The sequence below is a fragment of the Bradyrhizobium sp. BWC-3-1 genome (assembly GCF_032917965.1).
Lineage (GTDB): Bacteria > Pseudomonadota > Alphaproteobacteria > Rhizobiales > Xanthobacteraceae > Bradyrhizobium > Bradyrhizobium canariense_D.
This window is the reverse complement of record NZ_CP136625.1, coordinates 4,113,073-4,133,613: the sequence shown is the minus strand read 5'-3', so window position 1 is coordinate 4,133,613 and position 20,541 is coordinate 4,113,073. Positions and strand designations below refer to the sequence as shown.

General features: G+C 63.6%; 24 protein-coding genes and 1 pseudogene. 13 read left to right on the top strand and 12 right to left on the bottom strand.

Annotated elements, in window-relative coordinates:
* The first annotated feature begins 3 nt into the window (after window positions 1-3).
* The gene (locus RX329_RS20045) at window positions 4-921 is read left to right on the top strand and encodes an NADP-dependent oxidoreductase (RefSeq protein ID WP_085395626.1); all 918 of its coding nucleotides are present in this window, start codon (window positions 4-6) and stop codon (window positions 919-921) included.
* 227 nt (window positions 922-1,148) lie between these two features.
* Complete coding sequence (locus RX329_RS20040; protein WP_247287488.1) at window positions 1,149-2,183, top strand: IS110 family transposase; 1,035 nt, start codon at window positions 1,149-1,151, stop codon at window positions 2,181-2,183.
* A 399-nt stretch (window positions 2,184-2,582) separates the two neighbouring features.
* On the opposite strand, the gene RX329_RS20035 is transcribed toward RX329_RS20040, so the two are convergent.
* From RX329_RS20035 to RX329_RS20025, 3 genes are all read right to left on the bottom strand, one after another.
* Window positions 2,583-2,963: a hypothetical protein gene (locus RX329_RS20035; RefSeq protein WP_018455151.1), complete on the bottom strand. Its 381-nt coding sequence runs from the start codon at window positions 2,961-2,963 to the stop codon at window positions 2,583-2,585.
* Window positions 2,964-3,016: 53 nt separating this feature from the next.
* Entirely contained in the window at window positions 3,017-3,238 is a 222-nt protein-coding gene (locus tag RX329_RS20030) for a hypothetical protein (RefSeq protein WP_026232889.1), read from the bottom strand.
* A gap of 203 nt (window positions 3,239-3,441) precedes the next feature.
* Window positions 3,442-3,660, bottom strand: a complete 219-nt coding sequence (locus RX329_RS20025) for a hypothetical protein (protein ID WP_085351389.1) — start codon at window positions 3,658-3,660, stop codon at window positions 3,442-3,444.
* Window positions 3,661-4,800: 1,140 nt separating this feature from the next.
* Between RX329_RS20025 and RX329_RS20020 the strand changes: the two genes are divergently transcribed.
* On the top strand, window positions 4,801-5,178 hold the full coding sequence (locus RX329_RS20020; RefSeq protein WP_018455153.1) for a PRC-barrel domain-containing protein: 378 nt from the start codon (window positions 4,801-4,803) through the stop codon (window positions 5,176-5,178).
* Window positions 5,179-5,584: 406 nt separating this feature from the next.
* On the opposite strand, the gene RX329_RS20015 is transcribed toward RX329_RS20020, so the two are convergent.
* Window positions 5,585-6,823 (bottom strand): MFS transporter, encoded by a 1,239-nt coding sequence (locus RX329_RS20015; RefSeq protein WP_247297033.1) that lies wholly within the window; start codon window positions 6,821-6,823, stop codon window positions 5,585-5,587.
* A 129-nt stretch (window positions 6,824-6,952) separates the two neighbouring features.
* Here RX329_RS20015 and RX329_RS20010 point away from each other — a divergent pair, with 129 nt between their 5' ends.
* From RX329_RS20010 to RX329_RS20000, 3 genes are all read left to right on the top strand, one after another.
* The gene (locus RX329_RS20010; protein ID WP_085395622.1) at window positions 6,953-7,561 is read left to right on the top strand and encodes a TetR/AcrR family transcriptional regulator; all 609 of its coding nucleotides are present in this window, start codon (window positions 6,953-6,955) and stop codon (window positions 7,559-7,561) included.
* A gap of 169 nt (window positions 7,562-7,730) precedes the next feature.
* Window positions 7,731-8,321 carry a hypothetical protein gene (locus RX329_RS20005; RefSeq protein ID WP_085351444.1) on the top strand — a complete coding sequence of 197 codons (591 nt, stop codon included), beginning with the start codon at window positions 7,731-7,733 and terminating at the stop codon, window positions 8,319-8,321.
* Window positions 8,322-8,480: 159 nt separating this feature from the next.
* Window positions 8,481-8,852, top strand: coding sequence for a hypothetical protein (locus RX329_RS20000; RefSeq protein ID WP_085395621.1), 372 nt, complete (start codon window positions 8,481-8,483; stop codon window positions 8,850-8,852).
* 241 nt (window positions 8,853-9,093) lie between these two features.
* Here the strand turns inward: RX329_RS20000 and RX329_RS19995 are convergent, their stop codons facing one another.
* Window positions 9,094-10,467 carry a PleD family two-component system response regulator gene (locus RX329_RS19995; protein ID WP_018455158.1) on the bottom strand — a complete coding sequence of 458 codons (1,374 nt, stop codon included), beginning with the start codon at window positions 10,465-10,467 and terminating at the stop codon, window positions 9,094-9,096.
* Window positions 10,468-10,481: 14 nt separating this feature from the next.
* On the bottom strand, window positions 10,482-10,847 hold the full coding sequence (locus tag RX329_RS19990) for a response regulator (protein ID WP_007603272.1): 366 nt from the start codon (window positions 10,845-10,847) through the stop codon (window positions 10,482-10,484).
* Between the two features lie 266 nt (window positions 10,848-11,113).
* On the opposite strand from RX329_RS19990, the gene RX329_RS19985 reads away from it, so the two are divergent.
* The 3 genes from RX329_RS19985 to RX329_RS19975 are packed head-to-tail and all read left to right on the top strand — an operon-like array spanning window position 11,114 to window position 13,118.
* Window positions 11,114-11,425, top strand: a complete 312-nt coding sequence (locus RX329_RS19985; protein ID WP_027518410.1) for a DUF3572 domain-containing protein — start codon at window positions 11,114-11,116, stop codon at window positions 11,423-11,425.
* A gap of 59 nt (window positions 11,426-11,484) precedes the next feature.
* A complete protein-coding gene (locus RX329_RS19980; protein WP_249799937.1) occupies window positions 11,485-12,711 on the top strand; it encodes a DNA polymerase IV in 1,227 nt (408 codons plus the stop codon).
* Window positions 12,711-13,118, top strand: a complete 408-nt coding sequence (locus RX329_RS19975; RefSeq protein WP_317246342.1) for an ACT domain-containing protein — start codon at window positions 12,711-12,713, stop codon at window positions 13,116-13,118. Before RX329_RS19980 ends, RX329_RS19975 begins: the two co-directional genes overlap by 1 nt.
* A 9-nt stretch (window positions 13,119-13,127) precedes the next feature.
* Here the strand turns inward: RX329_RS19975 and RX329_RS19970 are convergent, their stop codons facing one another.
* Window positions 13,128-13,529, bottom strand: coding sequence for a RidA family protein (locus RX329_RS19970; protein ID WP_085351382.1), 402 nt, complete (start codon window positions 13,527-13,529; stop codon window positions 13,128-13,130).
* A gap of 65 nt (window positions 13,530-13,594) precedes the next feature.
* Complete coding sequence (locus RX329_RS19965; protein ID WP_007611285.1) at window positions 13,595-14,440, bottom strand: cell envelope integrity EipB family protein; 846 nt, start codon at window positions 14,438-14,440, stop codon at window positions 13,595-13,597.
* A gap of 233 nt (window positions 14,441-14,673) precedes the next feature.
* Between RX329_RS19965 and RX329_RS19960 the strand changes: the two genes are divergently transcribed.
* The 4 genes from RX329_RS19960 to RX329_RS19945 are packed head-to-tail and all read left to right on the top strand — an operon-like array spanning window position 14,674 to window position 17,673.
* Window positions 14,674-15,141, top strand: a complete 468-nt coding sequence (locus RX329_RS19960) for a RidA family protein (RefSeq protein ID WP_007611287.1) — start codon at window positions 14,674-14,676, stop codon at window positions 15,139-15,141.
* Between the two features lie 5 nt (window positions 15,142-15,146).
* Window positions 15,147-15,893 carry a glycerophosphodiester phosphodiesterase gene (locus RX329_RS19955; protein WP_085386300.1) on the top strand — a complete coding sequence of 249 codons (747 nt, stop codon included), beginning with the start codon at window positions 15,147-15,149 and terminating at the stop codon, window positions 15,891-15,893.
* Between the two features lie 54 nt (window positions 15,894-15,947).
* Window positions 15,948-17,192 carry a GNAT family N-acetyltransferase gene (locus RX329_RS19950; protein ID WP_317246341.1) on the top strand — a complete coding sequence of 415 codons (1,245 nt, stop codon included), beginning with the start codon at window positions 15,948-15,950 and terminating at the stop codon, window positions 17,190-17,192.
* 52 nt (window positions 17,193-17,244) lie between these two features.
* Window positions 17,245-17,673: an HIT family protein gene (locus RX329_RS19945; protein ID WP_018455165.1), complete on the top strand. Its 429-nt coding sequence runs from the start codon at window positions 17,245-17,247 to the stop codon at window positions 17,671-17,673.
* Window positions 17,674-17,782: 109 nt separating this feature from the next.
* Here RX329_RS19945 and tsaA read toward each other — a convergent pair whose 3' ends face one another.
* The 4 genes and pseudogenes from tsaA to RX329_RS19925 all read right to left on the bottom strand — a co-directional run bounded on the left by tsaA (window position 17,783) and on the right by RX329_RS19925 (window position 20,443).
* Window positions 17,783-18,274 carry a tRNA (N6-threonylcarbamoyladenosine(37)-N6)-methyltransferase TrmO gene (gene tsaA, locus RX329_RS19940; RefSeq protein WP_018455166.1) on the bottom strand — a complete coding sequence of 164 codons (492 nt, stop codon included), beginning with the start codon at window positions 18,272-18,274 and terminating at the stop codon, window positions 17,783-17,785.
* A 31-nt stretch (window positions 18,275-18,305) separates the two neighbouring features.
* Complete coding sequence (locus tag RX329_RS19935) at window positions 18,306-18,656, bottom strand: AzlD domain-containing protein (protein WP_085395617.1); 351 nt, start codon at window positions 18,654-18,656, stop codon at window positions 18,306-18,308.
* A pseudogene (locus RX329_RS19930) lies at window positions 18,653-19,392 on the bottom strand (AzlC family ABC transporter permease). Before RX329_RS19930 ends, RX329_RS19935 begins: the two are co-directional and overlap by 4 nt.
* Before the next feature lie 106 nt (window positions 19,393-19,498).
* Window positions 19,499-20,443, bottom strand: coding sequence for a lytic transglycosylase domain-containing protein (locus RX329_RS19925; RefSeq protein WP_162496378.1), 945 nt, complete (start codon window positions 20,441-20,443; stop codon window positions 19,499-19,501).
* Window positions 20,444-20,541: the final 98 nt, after the last annotated feature.

Below are 20,541 nucleotides of genomic sequence, written 5' to 3'. Positions count from 1 at the left end.
CCCATGAAGGCGATCGTTGTAACGGACCAGGCCGCAGGAAGGGCCGGGATGAAGCTCATGGACCGGCCCGAGCCGCAGGCAGCGATAAACGACGTCGTCGTTCAGGTTCATGCGTCGGGATTTGTACCGACTGAGCTGGCGTGGCCCTCGACCTGGACCGATCGCCTCGAACGTGACCGAACACCGTCGATCCCTGGGCACGAGCTGGCCGGAGTGGTCTCCGCCCTCGGATATGGCACAACGGGACTATCAGTCGGACAGCGGGTGTTCGGCCTCGCGGACTGGTATCGCGACGGCACGCTGGCCGAGTATGTGGCGATCGAGGCACGCAACCTTGCACCGCTGCCGGGCGACGTCGACTTTACGGTAGGTGCGAGTCTGCCGATCTCGGGCCTGACGGCGTGGCAAGGGCTGTTCCAACACGGCCGCCTTCAGGCGGGGCAAAGCGTCCTCGCACACGGCGCGGCCGGCGCAGTCGGATCGATGGTGACGCAACTCGCACGAGAGGCCGGCGCCTACGTCATCGGCTCTGGACGCGCCGCCGACCGTCAGACGGTGCTCGACTTCGGCGCGAAGGAGTTCGTCGACCTCGACAACGATACCCTGAAGGACGTGGGCAAGGTCGATCTGGTCTTCGATGTCATCGGCGGTGACATCCAGAAGCGATCCGCAGCACTGATCCGAGCCGGAGGAACATTGGTGACGATCGTGGGGCCGGCCGAGACGCGGCCCTCCGATGGCCTGGCGGTCGACTTCGTCGTCGAGTCCGATCGAGCCCAACTGAGTGAGATCGTACGGCGGGTGCGGGACGGACGACTGCGGACGAACATCGGCAACGTCTCGACCCTCGATGATGCCGTCGCCGCGTTAAATCCGACCAAGCGACGCAAGGGGAATACGATTATCCACATTCGTCCCTGAGAGACGCACGCCCATTGATGCGCGCGACCGGCCGGCGATCACCAGCAGCTCGGATGCCCGCTGGATTATCCGCCGCGATGGAGACGAAGCATGCGCTTCCGCCCTGCCAGATGCCGTAATGGGCCCTGCTCCGAGGAAGGGGTCATGATGGTGGCTGTCCCCCGATAGATGATGAGACGGGGTCACGACTTGAGTCGGCCCCAAGCATCTAGAGACGGAGGACAGCCGTGGAGAACTATGCCGGAATCGACGTGTCATTGGAACTGTCGAGCGTGTGCGTTGTGGATGCCCAGGGTAAGATCCTGAGAGAGGCGAAGGTCGCAAGCGAACCCGACGCCTTAGTTGAGTTTTTTGAGACGCTCGGCTTTGCAGTGGAGCGGATCGGGCTGGAGGCTGGGCCGCTATCCCAATGGCTGCATGCGGGGCTGAGAAAAGCAGGATTCGAAACGGTTCTGCTGGAAACACGGCACGTAAAGGCCGCATTATCGGCGATGACGGTAAAGACTGATCGCAAGGATGCCCGCGGGATAGCCCAGTTGATCCGGATGGGCTGGTTCCAGCCGGTGCACGCAAAGTCGGTCGGTGCGCAGGAGATCCGGGCACTCCTGATCGCGCGCAAACAGCTTCTCGGGCGACTTATCGATGTGGAATTAAGTATCCGAGGGATTTTGCGTGGCTTCGGGCTGAAGGTTGGCCCGGTGACGCGGAGGAATTTCGAAGCGCGGATCCGAGAGTTGGTTACTGGTCAGGCGACATTAGAGCGCATTGCCGGTGCGATGCTTTCGGCGCGATCTGCCTTGAAGGCAGAGTACGGAAGGCTGCACAAGGCTGTGCTGGCAACTGTGCGTGACGATGCGGTCTGTCGCCGGCTTATGACCGTGCCGGGGGTTGGTCCCTTGGTGGCCATCACCTACAAATCGGCGATTGATGACCCTCATCGCATCGCGAAATCGAAGGCGGCAGGTGCGCTGTTCGGGCTCACGCCAAAGAAGTACCAATCGGGAGAAAAGGACGTCACGGGCGGAATCACGCTGGCCGGTGACGAGATGGTGCGCACGGTATTGTATGAAGCCGCCAACGTTTTGCTATCGCGCATCACGCGGTTCTCAAAACTTAAGCGCTGGGGGATGGACGTCGCCAAGCGGCGAGGCTCGAAGCGCGCAAAAGTTGCCTTGGCACGTAAGCTTGCAGTGATCCTGCATCGGATCTGGGTCGACGGCACAACTTACCGATGGGCTGAAACGGGCCCGATCGCAGCATAGAGCACGAGGAGAAGAGCCGGAATGCAACCGGGCTGAACAGAAGCCCAGTGCCCGAAGTCCCGTCGCCGGGACGGTGGATGCGGTGAAGCCGTTACACGCCCAGTGGCCGTCGTCCGACGAACCACGCGTATCTAGATAGGCTCACCGCTCCCTCTGACAGCATGATGTGGCGGCCAGGCGTTGACCACGGACAGAAGCATGAGCTCGGCGGCGCGACGTTCACCGGGAGGCTTGACATCATCGGGCCCATTACAGAAGGGCGTGTACTCATTAAGCGGCCGCCCGCCAGATGTCCGGTTTACCGCCAACATCGGCCGCAGACCTGAAGGCCTTCGAGGTCGCAGATGGGCCAATGGGAGACGTCACCGACGCCCAAACTTGACTGACGCAACACCGCGGCTAGCGAAGCGGGCGGGACCGGCTGAACAAGAAACCGCTGGGAGTGAACTTTCGGGCTACTGCGAGCGCGCTGGCCTCGCACGTTTCGAGCGCGATCTTCTGGGCCAGCATGACGTCGCCAATCGGAAGATCGCCAACGGGCAGGAAGCACAAGCCGATCTTTGGGCGACCGTTTTCGCCGATCTCGCAGACATTCGCAGCCGCTCCCGCATAGATCCTATAGCGGTTGCCCGTATCGCCGCCGACCACATCGAAATAGCCTGTTTGCGTGAATTGCCGCCGCTGGAGGGGCGAGAGGCAATGCCGCAGCAGCAGCAGCGCGCGTCCTTCGGGAGTGCTCTCGGCGCCGTGTCTAATGAACAGCGCCTTTGCAGCCCTCATCCGTGAGCGTTCACCCGGCCGGGACGGCCTGAACAGCCACACGGCTCAGCGATTCAGCCGCCGACCAGCCTGGGGAAGAAGAGAGTTTCTTCCGCAGTGGGGTCGAACGATCGGATCTGCGACACCTGATTTGAACCGGTCCGGACCGCGGCGGTGAAGCCGACGTTCCTCAGCTCGCGGAATCGCTGCTCCGCCTTGGCTACTTCTCGTGCATCGTTGGCGTCGAAAAAGTGACGGCTGTCGCCGGTACTGTCCATCACGACTTGGATCGGCATGCGGATCCCTCCTTGTTGCTTCATGACTGAATGTTGTCGAAGCTCCGAAACCGGCGCCGGAAGGCGCAACAAAATGGGCCCCAGCTCCCGGGGGGCAATGGGGGAAGAGCTGGGGCCCGACTGAATCACCCACTTGGGGATGGGCATTGGGAAAACTTGGTAACTGACGAGTCGTTCCAAACTGCCGTTCCGCCTACAAATGTTCAGCGGCCTCTGTCGTCCTTGCCGTTGGGACTACCATCGCCGCCGCCGTTACCCCAGCCATTGTTGCCGTGGTGATGGACCGCGCTCGCACCCGATTTAGCAATTGCATCGGACGTGAGGGAGGTGGAGAGCAGCAGCGTTATGGCTGGAGGTGTCACCACCGCGAACTTTCCGCAGGTCTTCAGAAATTCGCGGCGGTCATCGTCTTCGTCGGGCATGGGGTCTCTCCGGAGCTGGCGCAGAGATTAAATACCTTAAATATTATTAAATCAATTGAACCATGTTAATAAGTCCGGTCACAAAGTGCGACAATAAGTTTCGTCCGGCTTCGCACTTTTCGGAACTTCCTCAGGGGCAGCGGACCGAAGCCCTCAAGCGTCGTCAGGTGCGCGGACCCGGCAATCTCCGGTCATCAGTATGCAGGGCGACTATGTTGAGCAGCCTGTGTCGGAGATTTAGTTCGCACTCAGGGACGAGTGGGCGATGTTCCGTGGCTAAGTGACGACTTTGAGCGATGGTTCGTTGGCTCGCTCGAGCAGGCACGTGTCTCGGCGCTGAATTCTTCGGCCATTTTGCGCTCCTAACATGCAGGCGGGAGCGCGGAATTGTCTCTCAGCCACCGACGCCTACGGTTAGACCCTCGGCCGGCGATGCGTATCAATGTGCGAAGTCGCTTCTCATTGCTGGCGCTTCTCGTCCCCTCCTTCTCAGCAGGAGTGAAGGCGAGCGCTTGGAGAGGTTTTAGGAGGAAGCCCACCATCCGTCGGGGAATGGCTCCAGCAAAGTCCGATTGACTTGGTTGTCGTTGTCAGGGGCTGATAGGGCCTGCATTCCAGCTTGGTGGCGCGCGGCGACGGAAGCGGACAGACAGGGCGCCTGGTTCACGAGTTCGAAGGCGGCGCGAAGCAGGATGTGTCAAGCGTAATGGAGGCACACTGCGGGCGCTTCGCTCTGCTTCTTCGACTAGACCTCGAATATATTCCAATTCTGAGAGCTGAGAGGTGAGTTCGCTAAGTCGTTGGGCATAAAGGATTGCGCGAGAGCTTCGCATGAATGTTCTCCCCTGCGCAAAAAACTATCGGGAAAAACCAGCAAATCAATTTAACTATGTTAACGGGCTCGGTCACGAAAGTGCGCCCATAAGTTGCTCCAAGGCTATTCGAGGCTTCGCTACTCCCTCAGGGGCAGCGCGATGCGCTGGAGTCCGCTTTGGGCCCACTAGCGGTCCTCGACTGGCCGCGCTCCGTAGGTCAGCTACGGACCAATCGCGTCGATTTGGCGCTGCGGCGCTCAACGCAGGAACGTCCTCGTAGCTGCCAAGTTAAGCCGCCAAAATCACCTGTGAGGGAGACAAAGTCATGGCCCGCGCAACGGCCCACCCGGATCATCACTGCATCTCGAGCGAAGACATTCAGGGAACCGAGGTGTATGGAGCAGATGGAAAGAATATCGGTGAGATTGATCACCTCATCATCGACAAGGTGTCAGGCCGCGTAGCTTATGCAGTCATGAGCTTCGGCGGATTTGTTGGCTTGGGTCACAGCCACTACCCCATTCCATGGAGCGCTCTGACGTATGATACGTCGATCGAGGGCTTCCGAACCAATATCACAGAGCAACAGCTCAGGGATGCGCCGGAGTTCAGCGATGACTCCTGGCAGGATCGAGATTGGGAAACGCGAACCCACCGGTATTATGGGACACCCACTTACTGGGAAGCGCGAGGTGGCCTATAACGCCAGACGACGCGCCGGAATTTTCCAATCGTGAGTGTCAGCTGAATTGATCGGCGACCCTCGTGGATGCTGTCGGATCGATCTTCCGACCCATACCAGCATTGAGCTTCGCTGGACACCGTCCAGCGAAGTTCAGGCAGTTTTGATTGATGAGCCTTGCAGCGAACAACGCCTGCCGCCCGCATCGGAGGCGGAGGATGTCGCTCATTGGTTTTGCTCAGCTTCTCTCGAGAGTCAGCAATGGGTTCAAGCGGCGCCCAGCGGGCATTACCGTGAAGGTCCGCTTCGCACCAATTACGGAAGTCCCAAATTGGGCGCGGCGCTGGGCACTGATCGGGGCAGCGGTACCACTCCGTTTGATGATGCCGCGCTCCACGAAGTTCGCTCAAGCCGCTGGACGCCTCGCCTACGCCGTCCGCAACACCGGCGCCGGCGGCTGCGACGGCCGGATCAGCGCAAACGCGACCTGGATGATGCCGCCGGCCAGCCCCAGCGCGACGCCGATGCGCCAGGCCATCGTGTACGAGCCGAGCGCGTCGTAGAGCAGCCCGCCTCCGTAGGCACCGAGGAAGCTGCCGATCTGGTGGCTCATGAAGGCGAGGCCCTGGATCATCGCCTGCCAGCGCAGGCCGAACATCTCGGCAACCGCGCCCGCGACCAGCGGTCCGACACCCATCCACAGGAAGCCCATGATTGCGCCGAACAGCAAGGTCGAGGCAGGCGTCGCCGGCAACATGAAGTACCAGGCCAGCGCCAGCGAGCGCAGGACGTAGATGCCGCCGAGCAGCGCCAGCTTGTTCCAGCGCTGGCCGGCCCAGCCGAAGAACAGCGAGCCGAGCACGTTGAAGCCGCCGATCATCCCGAGCGTCTGCGCGCTCAGCATCGGATCGAGGCCGCAGATCGCGAGATAGGACGGCAGGTGCGTGGTGAGGAACACGAGCTGCATGCCGCAGACGAGATAGGCGCAGGTCATCACCACGAAGGACGCATTGCCGAAGGCGGTCTTCGCTGCAATCATCGCCGTGGCATCGACGATCTCGTCAGTCGCGGGCTTCGGCAGCGGGACCGCGTCGACGCGCCCGGCATACCAGGCCGCCGGGATCATCAGCACCGACATCACCACGAAGCCGGCCAGCCCAATGCGCCAGCCAAAGCCCTCGTTGAGCATCTGCCCGATCGGCGCTGACAGCAGCGCGCCGAGCGAGCCCGCGCCGGAGACGATGCCGAGCACGGTGGAACGCACCGTCGCGGGCACCGCGCGCGCCGCCACCGACATCGCGATTGCCGCCGCGGTGCAGGCGAGCGAGGTGCCGATCAGCACGCCGGCGCCGATCATGATGGCGACGAGACCGTTCGCGGTTGCCATCAGCACCAGGCCCGCGATGTACATGAACGAGCCTGCGATCATGATCGGACGGAAGCCGTAGCGCGTGGTCATTGCCCCGGCGAGCGGCTGGAGAAAGCCCCAGGCGAGGTTCTGCACGGCCAGCGCCAGCGTGAAATCGGAGATCGACAGATGGATGTCGTGGGTCAGCGGCTGCATGAAGATGCCGAGGCTCTGTCGCAGCCCCATGCTCAGCGTCAGCATGATCGAGGCGCCGATCAGGATGGGCAATGTCGGGCGCAGGACCTGCAACAGGGGCATTTTTGTCTCCCTCATCGGCGCGGCGCGAGCGCCGTCGTCTGCAATATCAGTTGATTTTGGTTACACAGACCTGTGTACTTAGGCTATGAATAGCGTGCGCAGTCAAGCAAACAGGACATTCACCGCCGCATGGCTCCCCCGCCCGCCCCACAGACGATGAAAGAGCGGATTCTCGAGACCGCCGACAAACTGTTCTATCTTCAGGGCATTCGCGCCATCGGCGTCGACACCATCGCGGCCGAGATCGGCATCTCCAAGCGCACGCTCTACAACCACTTCCCCTCCAAGGACGCGCTGATCGCCGCCTACCTGGAGCGCCGCTTCGTGCAGCCCCGCCCCTCGGACAAGCCGGCGGCCGAGCAGATCCTCGCCACCTTCGATTCGCTGGAGCGCCGCTTCGCCGCAAAAGACTTTCGCGGCTGCCCGTTCGTGAATGCGGTCGCCGAGCTTGGCCCGGCCGACCGCGCCGTGAAGAAGATCGCAATCGCCTTCAAGGAAAGCCGCCGCATCTGGTTTCGCGACCGCCTCAACGAGCTCGGCGTTGCGAACGCGGAGGCGCTCGCAACGCAGCTCGTGCTGCTGGTCGACGGCTCGATCGCGCAGGACCTCGTCCGCGACGACCCCGCAATGGCCCGCGCCGCGAAGGAAGCGGCGACGGTGCTGCTGCGGAATGCGGGGGTGACGGTGGGAGATCAGACTACGGTGAAGCGAGGCAAGCGGCCGGCCCGGCATCCCTGAAGCAGCTGCAACATCAGAACCCGCCGCTCGCCGCAAGAAGTCCGGATCGGAAAGCACGCACCGCAAGGTCCGTTTGCCGTGCTTCACCCTTCGATCTCTTGAAGCGATTGGACTGAGAGGAACCATCGTCATTTCGGCGTAGTTGACCTTCTTTACACCGGAGAAGGTCATGAATCGAAAATCGCTTCTTCTTACAGCCGCACTGTCCTTCGCTGTTGCCGCTCCCGTCTTCGCACAAGGCGGCGGCGGAGGTGGTGGCGGCGGTGCCGGCGGAGGCGCGGGTGGCGCAGCTGCGAGCGGCGGCGCGTCCGGATCATCCGCCAGCTCAGGCGCAGGCACTGGCACGTCTGGCGCCGCCAATGGAGGCCCCTCGGCGCCATCCGGCATGGGCACAAACGGAACCTCAACCGGCGCTCACACCAACAACTCTCCAACCAACCCGAACGTTCAGCCCCCGACGCCGAACGGGAATACTGCGAGCACACCGACCACCACCGGCGCGGGCAACACCGCGTCAGGAGCACAGGCGGGCACGCCAAACGGGACCGACAGGTCCGGTATCACGGCCACCAATGGCGCCAACAGCGACAACAAGGGCCAGATGAGCCCCGCGGAGCAGGCAAGAACGGGGATCAAGACGCTTCCACAGGACCAAACTCCAGGAGCCGTCAGTGCGCCGGGCGTTGGCGTCGGTCATGCGGCGAACGGCTTGCCGATCGGTACGCCCGGTTCGGGGACCAGCAACGTCGATCAGAAGTGACCCGGACTTTCTCCATCCCCACAGGGCCCGCTACGGCGGGCCTTTTCTGTGACGTCCTGAAGGGAGTGGACGAGGCCTAGCGCTGCGAGGGCGAGACATGGAGTAAACTTGGCATCAGGCGGCCCTGCCGATACACTGGTTTCTTTTTGAGGCGTGCCCATGATTAGATTTTCGTCGTTGCTGCCAATTTCATTTCTGATCATCTGCACCCCGGCCACGGCCGACGAGATGAAGATCCAATTCACATTTGGACCTCCGCGGCCCTGCACCACCGTCTTTCCCAATCCCGAAATCAAGATGAAGAGTGTTCCGCCCGGCACGCGCACGATCGTCGTCAAGTTTCGCAGAGAGAAGAACTACGAGATGGGCGGCCAGGAGATCCCATTTCCTTCAGACAACATCGTGAAGCCGGAGAGCTTGCGAACCTGGGGCCCCTGCAATTCCGGCCTGTACACTTATGAGGTCATCGCGAAGTCCAGCACGGGCGCGGCCCTGGCCAAGGCAGAATGGTCGGAGCCCTATCCTCCCTGACCTGAAGGGTGGACGCCCGCTTGTTCGCCGTGGCGTGCCGGATTCCTCGCTAGCGGGATGACAGCAGAGTTTGTGGATGTTGGATGCTAGCAGGATGCTCCTGTTTTGCCCGACGAGTCAAACGGCAATGCTGTGCGCATCAGCCGTTTTGCAGCCGACGTAAGCCATTGATCCGACTAGTGTCGGCTACTGTGCATGGGGTTGTTTTCGCGTTTTTTTACGCGGGCGTGTGCCAGCGGCCTCACGCCGCGTGCGACACCACGCGATTGCGGCCGTCGTGCTTGGCGCGGTACAGGGCGGTATCGGCGCGCTTGAGCACGTCGCCAACCGCCTCGCCCTTCTGCTCCAGCGTGGTCAGGCCGATCGAGATCGTGACCTCGATGCGCTTGGTGCCCTTGTGGATCGCAAAGGGCTCGCCGGCGATCGAGCGGCGCAGGCGCTCGGCGACCATGCCCGCGACGTGGAGATCGGTCTCCGGCATCACGATGACGAATTCCTCGCCGCCGTAGCGACAGGCAAGGTCGATGCCGCGGATCGACTTGCGCACCCGCACGGCGAATTCGCGCAGCACGTCGTCGCCGGCGTCGTGGCCGTAATTGTCGTTGATCGATTTGAAGTAGTCGATGTCCAGGATCATCAGCGCCAGCGGCTTGCCGCGCGTTGCGGCCTGCTCGGCCAGCGTCGCGAGATGGCTCTCCATGTAGCGGCGATTGTGGAGCCCCGTGAGCGCGTCGGTGATCGCCATCTCGATCGAATTCTGCACGTTGTCGCGCAAATGGTCGGTGTAGCGGCGGCGGCGGATCTGGGTGCGGGCGCGCGCCAGCAGCTCGATCTTGTCGATGGGACGCAGCAGATAGTCGTTGACGCCGATCTCGAGCCCGCGCAGCAGCCGCGTCGCGTTCTCGGGGTCGGCGATCGCCAGGATCGGCACATGCCGCGTTCGCTCCAGCGAGCGCGCCTGGCTGCACAGCCGCAGGCCGTCGAAATTGTTGAGGTCGAGCGAGACGATCAGCAGATCGTAATTGCCCTCGGCGGCGTGGAACAGCGCCTCCGTCGGGTTCGGCTCGACGTCGATGGTGTGCTCGGCGGCGAGGATCGTCGCCAGCCGCTCATAGGAGGACTGGCGGTCGTCGACCAGCAGGATACGGCCGCCCTTGCCGGTGTCGGAGATCGCACTGCGCTCGGGCGCCTGCATGCCGATCTCGAGCGAGGTAATGGCGCGCATGCGCAGCTCGTCCGTCATCATCTTCAGCCGGGTCAGCGAGCGCACGCGCGCGATCAGCACGACATCGGAGACGGGTTTTGTCAGGAAATCGTCGGCGCCCGCTTCCAGCCCGCGGTTGCGGTCGGACGGGCTGTCGAGCGCGGTGACCATCACGACGGGAATGTGATGCGTGGCCGGATCGGTCTTGAGCCGGCGGCAGACCTCGAAACCGTCCATGTCCGGCATCATGACGTCGAGCAGGATGATGTCGCATTCGGCGCGGGCGCAGATCGCCAGCGCCTCGGTGCCGTTCGCGGCGGTCATCACGTCGAAATATTCGGCGGACAGGCGGGCTTCGAGCAGCTTGACGTTGGCAGGGACGTCATCGACGACGAGAATACGCGCGGACACTGTGAACTCACTTCCTATCCGATGAAACGTCGGACCGTCTCAATGAATTTGCCGACCGAGATCGGCTTGGACAAATAGGCCTCGCAGCCGCCCTCGCGGATGCGCTCTTCGTCGCCCTTCATCGCGAACGCCGTGACGGCGACGACGGGAATGCTGCGCAGCTCCGGATCGTCCTTGATCCAGCGCGTCACCTCCAGGCCCGAGACCTGCGGCAATTGGATATCCATCAGCACGAGGTCGGGCCGCATCTTGCGAACGAGGTCGAGCGCCTCGTAGCCGTTGCTGGTGCCGGTGGTCTGGTAGCCGTGCGCCTCCAACAGGTCGCGGAAGAGCTTCATGTTGAGCTCGTTGTCTTCCACGATCAGGACGGTCTTAGCCATCCCGCCCTCCTGATTGGTCCGCAGACCGATGCATGTGACGCCTCAGGCGCCGGTCGCCGGCGCTTCGAAAACTGGATTCAAACTAGCCTCGAATTCGCTTGAGTTTCGTTAAACCCGAGGGCCGACTTTCTGCGATGTGGTTTCCAGTTGCTTGTCGGGGGTCGCAAGACTTGGGTAAGGGACTGGGCAAGAGACTTGGAAACGAGACTCGGGCATGGTGGCCCCAAAGTAGACACCGAAAGTTAACGGAAAGGCAAACCGGCCACGTGAAAAAGCCTGTTCACAACCCGCGCGAAGTCGCTGAAATCGTTGCGCTTCAGGCGCTGTCTTTCGTCGCGGGCGAACCCGAGCGGCTGGGCCTGTTCCTGGCCGAGACAGGGGTCGGCCCGGAGATGCTGCGCAATGCCGCCTCGGACCCCAATTTCCTGCTGAGCGTGCTCGATTTCGTGATGCGCGACGACGCCACCGTGAAGGCTTTTGCCAGCACGGCGGAACTGCATCCGACCAACGTTGCCGCAGCGCGGCAGGTTCTCGGCGACGCGCTCGGCGACCCCAATTGGGAGCGCGACGTGCCGTGACCTCCTTGGAGACGGCCGGGCCCCGCTGCTTCTGCCGGGATTGTTCGGCCGATCTGGATATGGGCGTGCGGCGCTGTTCCGCCTGCGGTTCCCCCCGCCTCGCCCGCCACCGCGCGCTCGCAAGCCTGACCATCGCCCATATCGACTGCGACGCCTTCTACGCGACCGTCGAGAAGCGCGACAATCCCGACATCGCCGACAAGCCCGTGATCATCGGCGGGGGCAAGCGCGGCGTGGTGTCGGCCGCCTGCTACATCGCCCGCACCTACGGCGTGCGGTCGGCCATGCCGATGTACAAGGCGTTGGAAGCCTGCCCGCATGCAGCCGTGATCCCGCCGAACATGGCGAAATATGTCCGGGTCGGGCGCGAGGTGCGCCAGGCCATGCAAGCGCTGACGCCGCTGGTCGAGCCGCTTTCGATCGACGAGGCGTTCCTCGATCTCTCCGGCACCGAGCGGGTGCACGGCATGATCCCGGCCAAGGTGCTGGCGCGGTTCGCACGCAACATCGAGCGCGACATCGGCATCAGCGTCTCGGTCGGCCTCTCCTGCAACAAGTTCCTGGCGAAGATCGCCTCCGACCTGGACAAGCCGCGCGGGTTTGCTGCGCTCGACCAGGACGAAGCGCGCCTGATGCTGGCGGAGAAGCCGGTCGGTTTCATTTTCGGCGTTGGACCCGCGACGCAGGAGCGTCTGGTGCAACGCGGCTTCCGCATCATCGCGGACCTGCAGAAGGCCGACGAGATCGAGGTGATGCGGCAGTTTCCGAGTGACGGCCGCAGGCTGTGGCGACTCGCGCGCGGCATCGACGACCGCCGCGTCGAGCCCGATCGGGGCGCCAAGACGATTTCGAGCGAGACGACGTTCGAGACCGACATCCGGGACTTCGCGACGCTGGAGAAGATTTTGTGGCGGCTGTGCGAAAAGACGTCGTCTCGCCTTAAGAGCAGCGAGCTCGCCGGACTGACCGTCACGTTGAAGCTGAAGACCGCCGATTTCCGCCAGCGCACCCGCTCGCAGTCGATCACGGCCCCGACGCAGCTTGCCGCGAAGATCTTCTCGATCTGCCGCGAGATGCTGGCGAAAGAGATCGACGGCACCGCCTTCCGCCTGATGGGCGCCGGCGTCAGCGCCCTGCGCGAGGGTTCAGTCGCCGACGACACCGACATGCTCGACCGCCGCGCCGCCCATGCCGAGCGCGCGGTGGACAGCTTGCGCAAGAAATTCGGCAGCGCCGCAGTGATCCGCGGCATCGCGTATGAGGGGCCGGAAAAGGCGCAGGAGTGATGACAGGCGAATGCGACCTCCACGCACTGCTGAGACACATGAAGCCGGAGATGCGGCCGGGCATCTTCGTGTTCTGCACGATCCCGACGAACGAGCCAGTTCCCGCAGCGCTCAGTCCACTGCTGACGTTTTGCGAGCAGGAAGGAACGACGCTGGTGCTCCTGCGCGAAGAGGCCGAAGCGGCAGGACTACGCCACGCATTTGCATCGTGCCTGATCACCCTGACGGTTCACTCCGCACTCGATGCGGTCGGCTTCCTGGCGGCGATCACGGCACGTCTCGCCGCAGCCGGCATCAGCGTGAACGCCGTTTCGGCGTTCCACCACGATCATTTGTTTGTGCCGGCAGACAGGGCTGACGACGCGATGGTTCTTCTGCGAGAGATGTCCAACGCAACACACTTGTAGCGAAAGATCTCAATCCGCGACAGCCACCGCCTCGATCTCGATCATCCATTCCGGCGCGGCGAGCGCCGAGACGCCGACCAGCGTGCTCGCCGGCGGCTCCATGCCTTCGAAGAAGGCCGAGCGGGCCTTGCCGATGATCGGGCGCAGCTCCGGCTTGTAGTTCACGACGAAGGTCGTGATCTTCACGATATTGGCGTAGCTCGCGCCGGCTGCTTTCAGCGCGTGCCCGAGATTCTGCATCACCTGCGTGGTCTGCGCGGCGATGTCGCCCTCGCCGACGATCCGCCCCTCCTCATCCACCGACACCTGGCCGGAGATGTAAATCGTCCGCGCCCCCGTGGCGGTGACGACATGCGAATAGGCGGGATTGTGATGCAGGCCGCTGGGACGGAGATGATCGAGCTTGGGCATGACGAGCCTCCCGGATGTTTGTGGTTGGGAGGAGCGTAGCCAGAGACCGCGTTGCAGGCCAGCCCTCAATTGCAGGGCTTGCTGTCCTTCGCGTCGAACTTGCCCATCGCGCCCGAAATCACAAAATCGTTGTAATCGAGCACAAGCTGGCGCGAGACGCCGTTCTCGTAGAGCTCGAACGCCATCGCATAGACCGGCGTCTGCTCGCCTTCCTTCTGCTGGGCCTCACGATCGAAATAGCTGACGGTGACGGGCCAGCGCTTGAGGGACTTCATGTGCTCGTCGGACGTCGAGGGATCGGGCGAGCCTTCGCGTTCGGCGGGGATCGGCTGGCCGATCACGGTCAGCGTGTTGTAGACCTTTTGGCCATCGTCGGAGCCGTCATAGACGGAGAGTTCGAGCAGCGACTTGCCGTCCTTGGCGGCGGCAATGATGCGCTGGATCTGTTCGGTCGGGAATACGATCTTGCCGTCGAGCGTAAAGCTCTTCGGGGCCGGCAGCTTCAGCTTGACGTTGATGTGGTCGCCGTCGCGCTCAGCCGAGCCGTCGACCCGGCCGGCATCCGCCTCGTTCATCCGCGTCTCGATCTTGAAGCGGTAGCTTTTGCCGCCGGCGTCCTCCCAGGAATTGGAGCGGAGGTCGCTGAGCGTGACCTTGCCCTCGCCGCTGTCGAGCTCGGAAACCTGGCGGAATTCGGAGGTGTAGCCCTCGCACGAACTTCCGGTGAAATTGTAGAGGATGCGGCCGCGCGCGCTGTTGATCGAATTCGAGCGCGATTTCACCAGGCTCAGATCATAGAGCGCCTGATGCGCGAGAAACGGACCGTTCGCGGCCAACGCCCCACCTCCGGGGCCGAGAGCGGCCGCCGCGAGCGCCGTCACACCGAGCGAAGTCCGGAAAAGGTGCAGCATGTCTGGTTCCTGAGGAAAGCGCAGATTCGACATTTTAATGACCGTTCCATTGCGTCGCAACTGAGGCCGTTTCACGTAAAGTTGCGGCCTTTGCATTGAACCTCCTGCCCTGCCTCAACAAAATGCCACCCCGACGGTTGCTTGCATGTGGCGGCACGATGGGCGAAACAGGGCCCGCCCGGCCTGCAAGGGATGCGCCGGGGCGGATGGATTTTTGGACAACGAGGTCGGACATGGCGGGCACGGTCGAGCAGAAGCTGGCGGAACAGGGCATCAAGCTGCACGAGGCCCCCACCCCCGTGGCAAACTACGTGCCGTTCGTGCGCACCGGTAATCTGCTGTTCGTCTCCGGCCAGGTTTGCTTCGATCCCGCCGGCAAGCTGATCGCCAAGGGCAAGCTCGGCGCCGGCGTGACCATCGAAGACGGCGCCGCGGCCGCCCGCGGCTGCGCCGTCAATCTGCTGGCCCAGGTCAAGGCGGCGCTGGGCGACCTCGACAAGGTCGTGCGCGTGGTGCGCCTCGGCGGCTTCATCAACTCCGCGCCGGACTTCCTGGACGGGCCGAAGGTCCTCAACGGCGCCTCCGACCTGATGGTCGCCGCCTTCGGTGACAAGGGCCGTCATGCCCGCACCACTGTCGGCGTCGCCTCCCTGCCCGCGGATGCGGCGGTCGAGGTCGAAGGCGTGTTTGAGGTCGCCTGAGGCGAATGCGCGCTCCTGATTGGCTGACAGCCCGCCCGGTCGCCCATCGTGGCCTGCACGACATTTCCCGCGGCATCGTCGAGAACATGCCGGGCGCGGTGCAGGCTGCAATTGCGGGCAATTTCTCCATCGAGGTCGACATCCAGCTCTCCGCCGACGGCGAGGCCATGGTGCATCACGACCATGCGCTCGGCCGCCTGACCGAGGCCACCGGCCCGCTGGTCGAGAAAACCGCCACTGAACTGAAGGCGCTCACGTTCAAGGACACGGCCGAGCGGATGATGTCGCTCAGCGACCTCTGCGCCCTTGTTGGCGGCCGCGTGCCGCTGGTGATCGAGGTTAAGAGCCGTTTTGACCGCGACCGCAAGCTGGTGAAGCGGATGGCCGAGGTGCTCGCGTCCTATGATGGCCCAGCGGTCGGCATGTCGTTCGACCCGGACCAGGTGCTGGCGCTGCGCGAGCTGCTGCCATCCCGCCCCCGCGGCATCGTCGCGCAACGGAGCTATCAGGACGACTACTGGGCTCACCTGACGCAGCAGCAGCGCGACAGCATGCTGTACCTGCGCCATGGCTTTCAGACCCAGCCGCAGTTCGTCGCCTTTAGGGTCGACGACCTGCCCGCCCCCGCCCCCTGGATCGCCCGCAATGTGTTCGGCTGCGCTCTACTGGGCTGGACCGTGCGTACGACCGAGCAGCGGACGCGGGTCGCGCAATATGCGGATCAGATGATCTTCGAGGGCTTCGTACCCTAGGCTTGATGTTTCCCACTCTTGAAGTCGCTGCTGCAATGCACGATCTTGGGCACGATGGCACCATCCGAAATCACCCTTGAGGCCGTACCTTCCATTGGCGAAGTATCGCCGGACGACTGGGACGCCTGCGCCAATCCCGGCGGCAAGTCTTGTAATGGGCATGGCAAGGGAACCTCATCCGGACTTCCAGGGGATTCCCTCGGCCTCTCAAAGCCCGGCTATAACCCCTTCGTCTCCCACGCGTTTTTATCGGCCGTTGAGAAATCGGGTTCGGCCACGATCCGCACCGGCTGGGGACCGCGGCATCTCGTGGCCAAGGTCGACGGTCGCGTCGCCGCCGTCGTGCCCTGCTATCTGAAATCGCACTCGCAAGGCGAATATGTCTTCGACCGCGGCTGGGCCGATGCCTATGAGCGCGCCGGCGGGCGGTACTATCCGAAGCTGCAGGTTTCGGTTCCGTTCACGCCGGCGACGGGACCGCGGCTGCTGGTCCGCGACGGCGTTGACCGCGAGCACATCATGGTAGCGCTGGCGAGCGGGTTGGTGGCGCTGTGCGGTGTCAGCAAGGCTTCCTCGGTGCACGTCACTTTCGCCCGCGAGGCGGAGTGGAAGCTGCTCGCCGAGCACGGCTTCCTCCAGCGCACCGACCAGCAGTTCCATTGGCACAACGAAGGCTTTGCGAGTTTCGACGATTTCCTGGCGACGCTGAACTCCCGGCACCGCAAATCGATCAAGCGCGAACGGCGCGATGCGCTGGCTGCCGGGGTCACCATCCACTGCCTCACGGGCAAGGAGATCACCGAGGAGGCCTGGGATGCGTTTTTCACGTTCTACATGGAGACCGGCTCGCGCAAATGGGGCCGGCCTTATCTGACGCGGGAATTCTTCTCGCTGATCGGCGAAACCATGAGCCAGGACGTGCTGCTGGTCATGGCACGCCGCAACGATCGCTGGATCGCGGGCGCGATCAACTTCATCGGCTCGGACACGCTGTTCGGCCGCAACTGGGGTGCGGTCGAGCATCATCCCTTCCTGCATTTCGAGGTCTGCTATTACCAGGCGATCGACTTCGCCATCAAACGCGGTTTGGCGAATGTCGAAGCCGGCGCGCAGGGCGAGCACAAGATCGCACGCGGCTACCTGCCGCGGACCACCCACTCCGCTCACTTCATCGCTGATCCGGGCTTGCGCCGCGCCATCGACGATTACCTCAAGCGCGAGCGCGCCTATGTTGCAGAAGCCGGACGGGAGCTGGCCGAGCTCGGCCCGTTCCGCAAAGGCGCCGACGAGGCGCCTTGACGGTTCGTTGCGGCTGGTGACAGTAAGCGCAAAATTCCAGGGAGCCGCCGCCATGACCGCCTACGACCCCGACAACATCTTCGCGAAGATCCTCCGCGGTGAATTCCCCTGCCACAAGGTTTACGAGGATGAGCACGTGCTCGCCTTTCTCGACATCATGCCGCGGGTACCGGGCCACACGCTGGTGATTCCAAAAGCTCCTGCCCGCAACATCCTCGACATCAAGCCGGACGACTACGCCCACGTCGCCCGCGGCGCACACAAAATCGCTGCCGCAGCGATGACGGCGTTCAAGGCCGACGGCATCACCGTGCAGCAGTTCAACGAGGCGGCCGGCGGACAGGTGGTGTTTCATCTCCACATGCACGTGATGCCGCGCCACGACGGCGTGGCGATGCTTCCGCCCGCCAGCCGCAAGGAAGACGTCAAGGTGCTGGAAGAGAACGCGACCAAGCTGATCGCGGCGTTGAAGGCGGGCTGACGCTCTCCACTCGTCATTCCGAGCGCAGCGAAGCAATCCAGACTGCCTCCGCGGCTACAGTCTGGATTGCTTCGTCGCAAGAGCTCCTCGAAATGACGGAGGAGACACTTCACTCCGTCTGAAAATCTCCCGGCTGCGGGGCGGCCAGCGGCGTGAACTCGCAACGATCTGGTTTGATGTCGATCAGCGGCGTGTTGTCGAGGCAATCGAGCCCGCGCACCAGAATCGCGTTGCCTTCGATGCCGACCAGCTTCACGATCGACGTGCCGATCGGATTAGGGCGCACCGGCGAGCGCAGCGAAAACGTGCCGCGGGTCTTCTCGTTGTTCTTAGGGCTTTGCAGGACGATGTCGCGGCGCGACTTGTCGAGCCAGTAAAGCACTTCGAGATTGCTGTAGAAATCGACGCCCTTGATCGCCGGCACGAACGGCTCGAAGATCTCGAGCCGACATATCGGGCCGTCTGTCCGGCCCTGCCGCGGGGTCTCCATCCGCGAGCTCCAGGGCGTGCGGATGCGGCCGATGAAGACGAGGCCGGCATCTTGCGTCGGCGGCAGCTCGATGGAGACTTCACCCTCGCGGAGCTGGTTTTCGCGAACCATATGTCCAATTCCCTGCTGTTCGCCGGCGGTTTTAGCCCAACCACCACTTGCCGGCCAGCATGAAGACTTCGCCCGCGACCACGCCCGCGAAGATCGAGCGGCGGGCCAGCAGGAAGACGACGAGGCCGGCGCCGACCGCACCGTAGCGCAGGGCGTCCGGCACGCTCGCAAGCGCCCCGGGGGGCTCGACCACGATCTGGGCGATGACGCCGGCCAGGATCGCCGTGGCGACCGCCCGTACCCAGACCAGAAGCTCGGAGCCCTCGTCGATGCCGCCGCCGAACCACAGGCCCAGCATGCGCCATATCTGGTTGGGAACAACGCCGGCGACGAACAGCACCGCCAGCGCGTGCCAGTCGCCGATGAGCTGCGCAAAGCTCATGCGCGCACCTCCCGCCACCAATGCACGCCATAGGCAATCGTGCCAGCCCGAGGCCGCTGACGAGGATGTCGAGGCCGGAGTTCATCTTCGCGGCCAGCGGATACAGCAATATGCCCAGCGCGAGGGCGACGACATCGGCGACCTCGCGGCTGTTGCGTGCGGTCGAGAACAGGAAGGACAGCGGCGTCAGCAAAAGGATCGCCGCGCCAAGCGTCTGGGTCAGATTCGCGGCAAGGAAATAGCCGACCGTGTTGGCGGTGAGACAAACCGAGACAAGACCGAAGCCAAGTCCGTTGACGAAGGCGATCCGGCGTTCACGCGGTACCTGCGGCAGGAAGCGATGGCATTCGACCCACAGTGTCACCGCGGTGAGATGCGCCGCGAAAAACAGCTCGCGCCGTTTCGTCGTCGGCGTGCGCATCAACGGCAGCACCGAGACCACCATCGGAAACAGCCGGATCGCACTGACGGTGACCGCGATCGCGGACTGGACGATCGTCGCGCCGGAGCCAAGCGTGGTGATCAGGATGATCTGCGCCGGACCTGCCCAGACGAACAGCGTCGAGCAGAGCGCCCAGAGCAGGCTGAAATGTGTGTCGTGGGCGAGCGCGCCGATGCCGAGATAGGTCACGAACAGCACGAGCGTGAGGATGGTCTGCGTGATCGAGCGCAGCCCCCACGCAAAGGCGCGCCAGGGACTTCGCCATTGAGGTGAATCGAGCGGAGGAAGCGCCACGGGGAGTCTTGGCCGGATGAGGAATCGTGCCCGCATAACGGGCAATGCGGCGCCTCGCGTCAAGAAAGCGCACGGCGGGGCTGGCATGCACGCTGGGACAGATGCCCTACCCGCTCACACCGCGATTCTTCAGCACGAAGCACGCCCCGCCGGCCTTGCGAATGCGACCGCAGAGTTCATCCGCCTCGCTCCGCGTATCGGCGCCGATGCGCACCTGGTAGAAGGCGCGCGTGCCGCGGCTGCGCATCACCGAGCTGAGCAGGCTCGGATCACGTTCGCCGATCACGGCGCTCAGCCGCGTGACCGCGCGGGAGTACATCGCCAGCGCGCGGTTGCGGTCAAAGCCCGCGGCGAGCTGCACGCCCCAGACCTTTGCAGCCGCAAGCTCCACATGCTGCTCGAGCTCGGCGACGAAGGCATTCGGCGCGCGCTTCAAAAGCGCCATCAGATCGCGGCAGCTCGTCGGCGGCACGCTGGGCGGCCCCTTGCCGGTCGCGCCTGCCTTGGCCCACGCATCGACGCTCGTGCCGGTGATCGCAAGAACGTAATTGCGGGTCTGCTCGGGCATGCCGCCGGTGCCGGCGAGCCATTCCTGCACCCGGCGCGGCCCGGCATTGTAGGCGGCCGCCGCCAGCCCGAGATTGCCGAACTGGTTGCGCAGCTCGTTCAGGAATTCCGCCGACTTCGGCAGCGCCTGCACCGGATTGAAGGGATTGAGCAGCCCGCGCTCGCTCGCGGTGCCCGGCATGAATTGCGCGATCCCCTGCGCCCGCTCGCCGCTGCGCGTCACCGGCCCGACCGCATCGGTCTGGAAGCGGCTTTCCTGCCAGATCACGCGGGCGAAGAACTCCAGCGGAAGATTGGCATCGCGCGCCGCGGCCTCGATGATCAGGCAGATCGACTCCCGCGTGTCGCTCTCCCGCGCACCGGGCTTCTCCGGCTGCACAGCGAGTTCTTCGACGCTGGGGATGGCAACGTCGGTCTTGGCGGGCGAACTGTCCCATGCCGCGGCCTGGGTCGACGAGACAAGCAGCGCGGAGATGATGCACATCGCAATCTGCACCCATCGCGCGCAGGCACGGCGGTGGCGCGCCTCGGCGCGGCATGCGACAGTGTGATCAACAATGTTGTGGCATCGTGCCATGGTTC

Bases quoted from the DNA above. Each gene is read 5' to 3' on its own strand.
- RX329_RS19975 (WP_317246342.1), top strand. From the start codon at position 12,711: ATGACAGGCGAATGCGACCTCCACGCACTGCTGAGACACATGAAGCCG.
- RX329_RS20000 (WP_085395621.1), top strand. From the start codon at position 8,481: ATGATTAGATTTTCGTCGTTGCTGCCAATTTCATTTCTGATCATCTGC.
- RX329_RS19980 (WP_249799937.1), top strand. From the start codon at position 11,485: ATGGGCGTGCGGCGCTGTTCCGCCTGCGGTTCCCCCCGCCTCGCCCGC.
- RX329_RS19955 (WP_085386300.1), top strand. From the start codon at position 15,147: ATGCGCGCTCCTGATTGGCTGACAGCCCGCCCGGTCGCCCATCGTGGC.
- RX329_RS20020 (WP_018455153.1), top strand. From the start codon at position 4,801: ATGGCCCGCGCAACGGCCCACCCGGATCATCACTGCATCTCGAGCGAA.
- RX329_RS19990 (WP_007603272.1), bottom strand. From the start codon at position 10,847: ATGGCTAAGACCGTCCTGATCGTGGAAGACAACGAGCTCAACATGAAG.
- tsaA (WP_018455166.1), bottom strand. From the start codon at position 18,274: ATGGTTCGCGAAAACCAGCTCCGCGAGGGTGAAGTCTCCATCGAGCTG.
- RX329_RS19935 (WP_085395617.1), bottom strand. From the start codon at position 18,656: ATGAGCTTTGCGCAGCTCATCGGCGACTGGCACGCGCTGGCGGTGCTG.
- RX329_RS20015 (WP_247297033.1), bottom strand. From the start codon at position 6,823: ATGCCCCTGTTGCAGGTCCTGCGCCCGACATTGCCCATCCTGATCGGC.
- RX329_RS19950 (WP_317246341.1), top strand. From the start codon at position 15,948: ATGGCACCATCCGAAATCACCCTTGAGGCCGTACCTTCCATTGGCGAA.
- RX329_RS20035 (WP_018455151.1), bottom strand. From the start codon at position 2,963: ATGAGGGCTGCAAAGGCGCTGTTCATTAGACACGGCGCCGAGAGCACT.
- RX329_RS20010 (WP_085395622.1), top strand. From the start codon at position 6,953: ATGGCTCCCCCGCCCGCCCCACAGACGATGAAAGAGCGGATTCTCGAG.
- RX329_RS19945 (WP_018455165.1), top strand. From the start codon at position 17,245: ATGACCGCCTACGACCCCGACAACATCTTCGCGAAGATCCTCCGCGGT.
- RX329_RS20030 (WP_026232889.1), bottom strand. From the start codon at position 3,238: ATGCCGATCCAAGTCGTGATGGACAGTACCGGCGACAGCCGTCACTTT.
- RX329_RS20005 (WP_085351444.1), top strand. From the start codon at position 7,731: ATGAATCGAAAATCGCTTCTTCTTACAGCCGCACTGTCCTTCGCTGTT.
- RX329_RS19925 (WP_162496378.1), bottom strand. From the start codon at position 20,443: ATGTGCATCATCTCCGCGCTGCTTGTCTCGTCGACCCAGGCCGCGGCA.
- RX329_RS19965 (WP_007611285.1), bottom strand. From the start codon at position 14,440: ATGCTGCACCTTTTCCGGACTTCGCTCGGTGTGACGGCGCTCGCGGCG.
- RX329_RS19970 (WP_085351382.1), bottom strand. From the start codon at position 13,529: ATGCCCAAGCTCGATCATCTCCGTCCCAGCGGCCTGCATCACAATCCC.
- RX329_RS20025 (WP_085351389.1), bottom strand. From the start codon at position 3,660: ATGCCCGACGAAGACGATGACCGCCGCGAATTTCTGAAGACCTGCGGA.
- RX329_RS19960 (WP_007611287.1), top strand. From the start codon at position 14,674: ATGGCGGGCACGGTCGAGCAGAAGCTGGCGGAACAGGGCATCAAGCTG.
- RX329_RS20045 (WP_085395626.1), top strand. From the start codon at position 4: ATGAAGGCGATCGTTGTAACGGACCAGGCCGCAGGAAGGGCCGGGATG.